This window comes from Streptomyces sp. NPDC044002, from assembly GCF_056434525.1.
In genome coordinates, this window is sequence record NZ_JBWKEZ010000129.1 from 1 (window position 1) to 8,943 (window position 8,943).

General features: G+C 75.1%; 8 protein-coding genes. 4 read left to right on the forward strand and 4 right to left on the reverse strand.

Features of this window, described 5'->3' with window-relative positions:
- Positions 1 to 382: 382 nt before the first annotated feature.
- Together AC07A6_RS40825 and AC07A6_RS40830 are read right to left on the reverse strand one after the other, a co-directional pair.
- Complete coding sequence (locus tag AC07A6_RS40825; protein WP_362474700.1) at positions 383 to 865, reverse strand: DUF456 domain-containing protein; 483 nt, start codon at positions 863 to 865, stop codon at positions 383 to 385.
- A gap of 24 nt (positions 866 to 889) precedes the next feature.
- Positions 890 to 1,846, reverse strand: a complete 957-nt coding sequence (locus AC07A6_RS40830; protein ID WP_478780475.1) for a helix-turn-helix domain-containing protein — start codon at positions 1,844 to 1,846, stop codon at positions 890 to 892.
- Positions 1,847 to 2,078: 232 nt separating this feature from the next.
- Here AC07A6_RS40830 and AC07A6_RS40835 point away from each other — a divergent pair, with 232 nt between their 5' ends.
- The 3 genes from AC07A6_RS40835 to AC07A6_RS40845 all read left to right on the forward strand — a co-directional run bounded on the left by AC07A6_RS40835 (position 2,079) and on the right by AC07A6_RS40845 (position 5,732).
- Entirely contained in the window at positions 2,079 to 3,350 is a 1,272-nt protein-coding gene (locus AC07A6_RS40835) for a PP2C family serine/threonine-protein phosphatase (RefSeq protein ID WP_478780472.1), read from the forward strand.
- Positions 3,351 to 3,416: 66 nt separating this feature from the next.
- On the forward strand, positions 3,417 to 5,159 hold the full coding sequence (locus AC07A6_RS40840; protein WP_478780473.1) for a pyruvate dehydrogenase: 1,743 nt from the start codon (positions 3,417 to 3,419) through the stop codon (positions 5,157 to 5,159).
- A 183-nt stretch (positions 5,160 to 5,342) separates the two neighbouring features.
- Positions 5,343 to 5,732 (forward strand): ATP-binding protein, encoded by a 390-nt coding sequence (locus AC07A6_RS40845; protein ID WP_478780476.1) that lies wholly within the window; start codon positions 5,343 to 5,345, stop codon positions 5,730 to 5,732.
- Between the two features lie 56 nt (positions 5,733 to 5,788).
- On the opposite strand, the gene AC07A6_RS40850 is transcribed toward AC07A6_RS40845, so the two are convergent.
- Together AC07A6_RS40850 and AC07A6_RS40855 are read right to left on the reverse strand one after the other, a co-directional pair.
- On the reverse strand, positions 5,789 to 6,847 hold the full coding sequence (locus AC07A6_RS40850) for a DUF2637 domain-containing protein (protein ID WP_386275416.1): 1,059 nt from the start codon (positions 6,845 to 6,847) through the stop codon (positions 5,789 to 5,791).
- Between the two features lie 192 nt (positions 6,848 to 7,039).
- Positions 7,040 to 7,909, reverse strand: a complete 870-nt coding sequence (locus AC07A6_RS40855) for a (2Fe-2S)-binding protein (RefSeq protein WP_478780474.1) — start codon at positions 7,907 to 7,909, stop codon at positions 7,040 to 7,042.
- A gap of 48 nt (positions 7,910 to 7,957) precedes the next feature.
- On the opposite strand from AC07A6_RS40855, the gene AC07A6_RS40860 reads away from it, so the two are divergent.
- Positions 7,958 to 8,734: a GntR family transcriptional regulator gene (locus AC07A6_RS40860; RefSeq protein WP_478780477.1), complete on the forward strand. Its 777-nt coding sequence runs from the start codon at positions 7,958 to 7,960 to the stop codon at positions 8,732 to 8,734.
- Positions 8,735 to 8,943: the final 209 nt, after the last annotated feature.

Sequence of the window (8,943 nt, forward strand, 5' to 3'; positions counted from 1 at the left end):
GGGGCTCCGCCCCCAGACCCCCGCGCCTCAAACGCCGGCGGGGCTGGAATTTCGCTGCGCGAAATCCAGCCCGCGCGGCGTTTGAGCGCACCGGGCGCGGAGCGTCCGGTCTCTCAGCCCCGTCGGCGTTTGAGGCGCGGGGTCAGGGGCAGCGCCCCTGGGAACGGTGGAAGGGCGGGTAGGGGACTCCGCACCGCGCAGCGGCCCACCCACCCGCACCCGGCCCACCGGCCCCGGACACGCGAACCGGCCCCGACCGGCAGGCCGCCGGACGGAGTCCGGCGCAGCGGCGCGAAGCCGGGGAGGCCGCCCGCGGCCGAGCCGCGCGAGCGGCGCGTGGAAAAGGCGTGGCCGCCTGCGGCCGAGCCGCGCGAGCGGCGCGTCAAAGGGAAAGGACCGTGCCGAGCCACGCCGCCGTCACCGAAAGGCAGGCGAACAGCTCCACCAGCACACTCGTCCCCACCGCCCGCATCACCGCCCTCACCGACGCCCACGCCTCCCCGTGCGTGCCCAGCCGGCGGCGTTCGCACAGGTAGATGCCGCCCACGAACCCCGGCACCGCCCCCACCACCGGCAGCAGGACGAAGCCCGCCACCGCGCCCGCGCCCGCGTACGCCGCCATCCGGCGGGTGACGCCGACGCCCCGCAGCCGCCTCGGCGGCAGCTGCCACTTCACCACCTGTACCACCAGCAGCAGCGCCGTCGAGGCGACCAGCAGCGCCCACGCCGCCGCGGACTGCTCGTGCAGGGACCACCACAGGAGCCCCGCCCAGACCAGCCAGGTCCCCGGCACCCCCGGGACCAGGACCCCCAGCAGCCCGAGCAGCAGCACCAGCCCCACCAGGAGCAGCTGCGGCAGATCCATGCGGCCAGCGTGACCGAACCCCGGCTATCGGGCCACCCAGCCCCGTTCGTACGCGTGCCAGCCCAGCTGGAGCCGGGTCGTGACGCCCGTCAGCTCCATCAGCCCCTTCACGCGCCGCTGCACCGTCCGCAGGCCCAGTTCCAGGTGCTTGGCCACGCTCGCGTCCGTCATCCCCGCCAGCAGCAGGGAGAGGATCTCCAGGTCGGTGGTGTCGGGGCCGCCGTCGCCCTCCTCGGGGTGGCCCGTGGCGCCCAGCCGCAGCGGGAGGGACTCCCGCCACACCGCCTCGAAGAGGCCCCGCAGCGATTCGAGCAGGCCCGACGCGTGCACCACCAGGGCGGCCGGCTCCGCCCCGGGGGCCGTCAGCGGGACCATGGCGAGGCTGCCGTCCGCGATCAGCAGTTTCGTGGGGACCGCCGGTGACACCCGGATCCGTGCGCCGCGGGCCAGCGCGCTGGAGGCCGCCCGCACACCGGTGGGGAGGGTGAGCACCTCGCGCTCGATGACCACCCGGTACTCGACGCCCCGGACGGCCGCCCGGTCGCCGTCGCCCTCCTCCGGGCCGGACAGCAGCGCGCAGACCTCCTCCCGCGCGCCCAGCCGGAGCTGCTGGAAACGGCGGGCCACGGCGCCGGCGCCCGTCACCACCTCCACCAGGTCGTGTACCGCCGGCTCGGCGGCCTCCGCCCGGTACTCCAGGGCCAGCAGCGTCGCTTCCCGCTCCGCCCGCTCCAGTTCGTCCCGCTGCCGGGTCAGCAGGGCCCCGAGGGCGGCGCCCGGCGGTGCCGCCACCCAGCGGCCCGGACGGCCGGGGGAGCGGGCGGCCAGTCCGTGGCGTTCCAGGTGCCGCAGTGCCCGTTCCGTCTGCGGTTCCGGCAGCGTCAGCCGGTGTGCCAGGTCGGGCACCTCCGCAGCCCCCAGTGCCACCAGCGCCCGGTACGCCGATTCCTGGCCCTCGTCCAGGCCTATCGCTCCAAGCAACCCGTCCACCCCCACTCCCCAGGGCCGTTCCCCGTTCCCGCCGACATCTTCGCCGCATCGCCCGCCCGTCCGCCAAGGTGGTGCCGTCCCGGTCTTCCGGACGGTCGATCAGGAGTACTGATTCCGCCCTTGTGTACGGGTGGTGCGGGTCGGGCGCGCGGGGTGGCGGCCCGGTGGGGCCTTTTCCCGGATTCGGGGTTTTCCGCCGCCCGGTCGCGCCCAGAATGGGGGCATGAGTCAGCAGGGCGCGCAGGACTGGTGGCAGAAGCTGTACGAGGACCCCGACGCGGGCCCCGCCCCCGCCCCCGACCCGGGGGACACCCTGGACCAGCGCTTCCGCTCGGCGTCGGTCCTGGTGACGGATCCGGCCCCGGCCGACCGGGCCCCGCCCGACCCGGCCCCGCCCGGGCCGTCGCTGCCCGGCCCGCGCCGGGAGGCGCCCGCCGGGGTGGCCGTACCGCCGCCACCGCCCGGGTACCGGGCCGCCGCCCCGCCGGAACCGCCCGCCCCGCCCCCGCCGCCCCCGCCGCCGGAACCGCCCGCCCCGCCGGACCCGCGGGTGGCCGGGGAGACCGGGTACGCGCAGGGGGACCTGGCCGTGCCGCCGGCTCCCGCTCCGGCTCCGGGGGAGGCGGCCGCCCTGCCGCAGCCCGGGCGGCCCGCGGTGCGGTACCTCGGCGACCGCGCCCCCACCTACGCCGCCGAGCCGGGGGCGCTGCCCGCCGCCGACCCGGCCGCGCTGGACTTCCTGACCCCGGACACCGTCCTGGAGGGCGCCCGCTACGGCACGTACACCCTGCGGGCCGCCTCCCTGCGCGGGGACTCCGCCCGCTACCGGGGCGAGGCCCGGCGGGACTTCCTGCTCACCGCACGCTTCGGCAGCGGTGACGGGGCCCTGGTGCTGGTGGTGCTGGCCGGCGGTGACCGGGCCGCGCCCGGCGCCCGGGAGGCCGCCGCCGAGCTGGGCCACCTCGTCGCGGCGGCGGTCGGGCGCAGCCGGGAGCGGCTCGCCGACGACATCCGGGCGGGCCGGCGCGAGGCCCTGCTGTCGGGGCTGCAGCGCCTCACCGACCGGGGCTACGGGCGGCTGCGGGCCCGTGCCGCCGAGCTCGGGCTCGCCGAGGAGGCGTACACCGCCGGGCTGCGCGGGCTCCTGCTGCCGCTGGACCCGGACTGCCCCAACCGGATCTGCTTCGGCGCCGGCGCCGGCGGGGTCTTCCGGCTGCGCGGGGGCCGCTGGCAGGACCTGGAGGAGGACGGCGCCCCGCCCGGCGGCACCGGCTTCCGGTTCCGCGCCTCCGTGGCCCGCCCGGGTGACACCCTGCTGCTCTGCTCCGGCGGCCTCGCCGAGCCCATGCGGGAGGAGGGCCTGCTCCCGGCCGAGCTCGCCGCCCGCTGGTCGCAGGGGGAGCCGCCGGGCCTGGCGGCCTTCCTCGCCGACACCCAGCTCCGCCTCAAGGGCTACGCCGACGACCGGACGGCCGCCGCGCTCTGGGAGGCGTAACCGCACGGGACGTGCGTGGATGGAAGACGCACACGGCTCGCGGGGAACCGGAGAGGGCGTCCATCCATGGGCAGGCAGAACGTGGCGGAGCAGTTCGTCGACATCCTCGTGCGTGCGGGCGTGCGCCGGATGTACGGGGTCGTCGGCGACAGCCTGAACCCGGTCGTCGACGCGATCCGCCGCACCGGCGGCATCGAGTGGATCCAGGTCCGCCACGAGGAGACGGCCGCGTTCGCGGCGGGCGCCGAGGCCCAGATCACCGGGCGGCTCGCAGCCTGTGCGGGCTCCTGCGGCCCCGGCAACCTCCACCTGATCAACGGCCTGTACGACGCGCACCGTTCCATGGCCCCGGTCCTGGCCCTCGCCTCGCACATCCCCTCCGGCGAGATCGGGCTCGGCTACTTCCAGGAGACCCACCCCGACCAGCTGTTCCGGGAGTGCAGCCACTACAGCGAGCTGATCTCCAACCCGGCGCAGATGCCCCGGCTGCTGCAGAGCGCCGTCCAGCACGCCATCGGCCGCGGCGGCGTCAGCGTCGTGGCGCTGCCCGGGGACATCGCCGCCCGGCCGGCCCCGGAGAAGGCCGTCCAGCACGCCCTGGTCACGGCCCGGCCGACCGTCCGGCCCGGCGACGGGGAGATCGAGAAGCTGGTCCGGCTGATCGACGAGGCCGAGCGGGTCACGCTCTTCTGCGGCAGCGGCACCGCGGGCGCGCACGCCGAGGTCATGGAGTTCGCCGGCCGGGTCAAGGCCCCGGTCGGGCACGCCCTGCGCGGCAAGGAGTGGATCCAGTACGACAACCCGTACGACGTCGGCATGAGCGGCCTGCTCGGGTACGGCGCGGCCTACGAGGCCACGCACGAGTGCGACCTGCTGGTGCTGCTCGGCACGGACTTCCCGTACAACGCCTTCCTGCCGGACGACGTGAAGATCGTCCAGGTGGACATCCGTCCCGAACACCTGGGCCGCCGCTCGCAGTTGGACCTCGCGGTGTGGGGGGACGTACGGGAGACCCTGCGCGCGCTGAACACGCGGGTGCGGCCGAAGGAGGACCGCCGCTTCCTGGACCGGATGCTGAAGAAGCACGCGGACGCGCTGGAGGGGGTGGTGAAGGCGTACACGCGCAAGGTGGAGAAGCACACGCCGGTCCACCCCGAGTACGTGGCGTCCGTACTCGACGAACTCGCCGACGAGGACGCGGTGTTCACCGTGGACACGGGCATGTGCAACGTATGGGCGGCGCGCTATCTTTCCCCGAACGGCAAGCGGCGCATCATCGGCTCCTTCAGCCACGGCTCCATGGCCAACGCCCTCCCGCAGGCCATCGGCGCGCAGTTCACGGACCGCGGCCGTCAAGTGGTGTCGATGTCCGGTGACGGCGGTTTCTCGATGCTGATGGGAGATTTCCTCACCCTGGTGCAGTACGACCTGCCCGTCAAAGTGATTCTCTTCGACAACTCCTCCCTGGGGATGGTGGAGTTGGAAATGCTGGTTTCCGGCCTCCCGTCGTACGGAACGACGAACCGGAACCCGGACTTCGCCGCGATCGCCCGCGCGGCGGGCGCCTACGGGGTCCGGGTCGAGAAGCCCAAGCAGCTCACGGCCGCTTTGAAGGACGCTTTCCGGCACAAGGGGCCGGCTCTGGTGGACGTGGTGACGGACCCCAACGCCCTGTCGATTCCTCCGAAGATCAGCGCCGAGATGGTGACCGGATTTGCACTGTCCGCCAGCAAGATCGTGCTGGACGGCGGGGTCGGCCGGATGATCCAGATGGCTCGATCCAACCTACGCAACGTGCCCAGGCCTTGAGCATGAAGGAGTGCGGACCGTCGCCGGGGGCATGCATTCCGTAGACCTGTTCGAGACCACGGGCAGCGCAATACGGGGAGGTATGTCGCCGTGCGGGTGGGGGCGAGGACCGGGAAGACGTGGCGGACCGAGCGGCCGGTGGCGCGGGAGCCGTCGGCGTGCGCCGAGCAGGACCGCGCCGAGATGGCGCGGAGCGTGCGCCGGGCCGATCTGAAGGCGGTGGGCGAGGTCCGCCGGGCCCTGCGGGAGCTGGTGCGGCACCGCTGCCGGGGCGAGACGGCCGAGGTGGCGGAGCTGCTGATCACCGAGGTGGTCACCAACGCCCTCGTCCACACCGACCAGGGCGCCGAGGTGTCCGCGACCGTCCGGGCCGGACGGCTCAGGGTCGAGGTCCGCGACCACGCCTCCCGCCTGCCCCGGCAGTACGTACCGTCCGCCGACGACGGTACGCACGGCCGCGGGCTGGTGCTGGTGCAGACGCTGGCCGACGCCTGGGGCGTGGACCCGCTCGCGATGGGGCGCGGCAAGGTCGTCTGGTTCGAGCTCGGGGCCGCGGGCGCGGCCCGGGCCTGAGCGTGCGCAGGCGGGGCGCCCCGGGGGTGCCCCGCCTGCGTGTCCGTGCGGTTCGGTCAGCCGAACTGCTGCTCCAGGTCCTTCAGTTTGCGCTCCAGTGAGTCGAGCCGGGGGATCGTCTGGGTGTCGTCCTCGGCGGTGAGGTCCACCGTCCGGGGCCCGGACGGATCAGGGGAGTCGGTTCCGTTCACGGCCTGCAGTGAGGGCCTTCGGAGCAGGGGCAGCTGTCCCGCTTCCGATATGGCGGGCTCCGCGCCGACCGGCGCGGAGCCCGCCCCGGGGGCCAGCCCCGGCAGGTCGACCTGACGCGCCCGGGCCCGCCCGAACGCCCTGTGCTGCCGGCCCAGCGCCTTGATGCGGGCGCGGTCGAGGCGGTGCTGTTCCCGCCTGCGGTGCCGGTCCTGTTCGCGCTCCTTCTTGTCCTCGCGCACCTCGTCCACGGCCTCGTCGAGGGTGCGCACCCCCTCCAGGAGCATCAGCGACCAGGCGCCGAAGGTCTCCCGGGGGGCCCGCAGCCAGCGGACCATGCGGATCTGCGGCAGCGGGCGCGGGATCAGGCCCTGCTCGCGCAGTGCGGCGCGGCGGGTCTGCTTCAGGGCCCGGTCGAAGAGCACCGCCGCCGAGAGCGACATCCCGGCGAAGAACTGCGGGGCTCCGTCGTGGCCCGTGCCCCGGGGGGCGTGGACCCAGTTGAACCAGGCGGCCGCCCCGGCGAAGAGCCAGACCAGCATCCGGGAGCCGAGGGCCGCGTCGCCGTGGCTGGCCTCGCGGACGGCGAGCACCGAGCAGAACATGGCGGCGCCGTCGAGACCGAACGGGACCAGGTACTCCCAGCCGCCGGAGAGGTTGAGGTTCTGCCGGCCGAAGCCGACGAGCCCGTGGAAGGAGAGCGCGGCGGCCACCGCCGCGCAGCAGAACAGCAGGACGTACGAGGCGGTCCCGTAGACGGCCTCCTTGCGGCGGCGGCGTTCCTCGCTGCGTTCCCAGCTGTCGTCGGCCGTCGCCTTCTCGCCCTCACGCTTGCCACGGGCCACCACCGCCACTGCCGCGAGCACGCCCAGGATCAACAGGCTGCCGGGCAGCAGCCAGTCCAGCGATATGTCGGTCAGTCTCATGCGGATGTCCCTTGCCTCGCGTATGCGGCTTTCCGGGCGCCATAGTGGCGCAGCCGGTCAGTGGTGCACGTGGGTTTCGGGGCAAGTGGACGCCATCGGGGGGCGGGTCCCGTCGGATAGGGTGTTGTGGGTCGAACTGGCGCTCGGGTGGGCCGAGTTGAGTTCGAATCCACTTCATCCGCACGGGTGGGTTCAGCCGTCGGCCGCCGTGAGCCGGGTGACGCGGTCCGCGTCGCAGGTGCGCGGGCAGGTCGTACAGGTGTCCTCCGGCCGGATGGTGTAGAAGAAGCAGCAGCTCGCCCTGTCACGGGTGGTCAGCTCCGCCCCGCCCGGCCCTGCCAGGGTGCGGAAGCAGGCGGCTCCGGTGTATGGGGCGAGGGCGCCCGGCAGCAGCAGCTCCAGCTGGCGCACGGCCCGCCGCTCCTCGCCGAGCAGGCTCCCCAGGTACCAGAGCCCCTCGACGACCTCGTCGGCGGCCATCGCCCACAGGGCGCGGCGGCCGCGCCGCATCCGCGGGCCGAAACCTTCCAGCAGCGGTCCGAGGTGCTGGGCCACCGCCGCCCGCACCTCCTCGCGCAGGGCCTCCTCGCCGGGCACGACCCGCGCCCCGGGGAGGGAGGCCGCCGGGTCGTCCGGCAGGCAGGCGAACTCCTCGACGCGTACGGACATCAGCCCGCGGGTCCGGTGGAAGGCCACCCGGTCCACCGGCAGCCGGGGCACCCGGCGCTCCAGGAACCACGGGACGGTGATCAGCAGGCAGGCCGGCCAGGCGTACCGGTGGAGGCCGAACCCGGCCACCACGTCGGGCCGCGCCCGGCGCCCGTAGTCCCGCAGCACCTGGGCCTCGTCCCACGCGAGGTGGGCGTCCAGGGCCGCCCCGCCCGCCGCGAGCTCGTGCGCGCCGACCCAGCCCACACCGCGAGGGAGGGGTTCGTGCGCGCCGCGCTCCTCGGCCCGCACGCCCGGGTAGGCGGCCGCCAGGCGCTCGTACGCACGGGCCACCGGAGAGCCGGCCGGGGCGGGTGCGGACGGGAGCAGGGCGGGGACGGCCGAGCCGGGCATGCGGACCACCGAATCACGCGTCGTGAGGAAAGGTAAGCCTTACCTTAGCTGATCTCGGGGGGTGTGGGGAGCCCGGGGACGCGCGAGTTCCGCCTATCCTCGGAAGCCGGTCGAGACCCGGAGGAGGACCGAGTGCACGGAGCGGCCCACGCCCCGGTGTCGGACGAGCACGCCCCGCAGGGGCGGGAGCCCCTGATCCCGCAGCAGAAGGTGCTGCGGCACTCCGTGCGCGGGCAGGTCCTCGACGCGCTGCGCGCCGCCCTCGTGGACGGGGAGCTGGTGCCGGGGGAGATCTACTCGGGCCCCGCGCTCGGCGAGCGGTTCGGGGTCTCCGCGACCCCCGTCCGCGAGGCGATGCAGCAGCTGGCGCTGGAGGGGGCGGTGGAGTGCCTGCCCAACCGGGGCTTCCGGGTGCTGACCCGCACCCCCCGCAGCCAGGCGGAGCTGTCCGAGGTCCGGGCGCTGATCGAGGTGCCGGTGATGCTCCGGCTGGCCCGGTCGGTGCCCGCCGCGACCTGGGAGTCCCTGCGGCCGGCCGCCGTGGCCGCGGCGGAGGCGGCGGAGGAGGGCGACCTGCCGCGCTACGCGGAGGCCGACCGGGCCTTCCACCGGGCGGTGCTCTCCCTGTCGGGCAACGCCCAGCTGGTACGCATCGCCGAGGAACTGCACCGGCGCGCCCAGTGGCCCCTGCCGGGTGCTCCGCGGGTGCGGCGGGGTGACCTGGTGGCCGACGCGGCGGAGCACTCGGCGCTGCTGGATGCGCTGGCCGCGGGGGACCTCGCGGCGGTGGAGCGGCTCGTGCGCGGCCACTTCGCCGGAGCCTGACCGCTGCCGCTGCCGCTGCCGCTGCCGCTGCGGGTCCGGCGCCGCTGCGCGGGCTCGCCCCTCCCCGCCCTTCAACCGTTCTCGCCTCAAACGCCGGCGGGGCTGAGAGACCGGGGCTCCGCCCCTGACCCCGGTACGGGCGCTGCGCGCCCGTCGCCTCAACCACCGGCGGGGGGATTTCCACACCCCTCTGTCGTTTGGGTGTGAGG

What these genes read in the sequence shown, in the direction of transcription:
- AC07A6_RS40825 (WP_362474700.1), bottom strand. Translation starts at nt 865, where the DNA reads ATGGATCTGCCGCAGCTGCTCCTGGTGGGGCTGGTGCTGCTGCTCGGG.
- AC07A6_RS40835 (WP_478780472.1), top strand. Translation starts at nt 2,079, where the DNA reads ATGAGTCAGCAGGGCGCGCAGGACTGGTGGCAGAAGCTGTACGAGGAC.
- AC07A6_RS40840 (WP_478780473.1), top strand. Translation starts at nt 3,417, where the DNA reads ATGGGCAGGCAGAACGTGGCGGAGCAGTTCGTCGACATCCTCGTGCGT.
- AC07A6_RS40845 (WP_478780476.1), top strand. Translation starts at nt 5,343, where the DNA reads ATGGCGCGGAGCGTGCGCCGGGCCGATCTGAAGGCGGTGGGCGAGGTC.
- AC07A6_RS40850 (WP_386275416.1), bottom strand. Translation starts at nt 6,847, where the DNA reads ATGAGACTGACCGACATATCGCTGGACTGGCTGCTGCCCGGCAGCCTG.
- AC07A6_RS40855 (WP_478780474.1), bottom strand. Translation starts at nt 7,909, where the DNA reads ATGCCCGGCTCGGCCGTCCCCGCCCTGCTCCCGTCCGCACCCGCCCCG.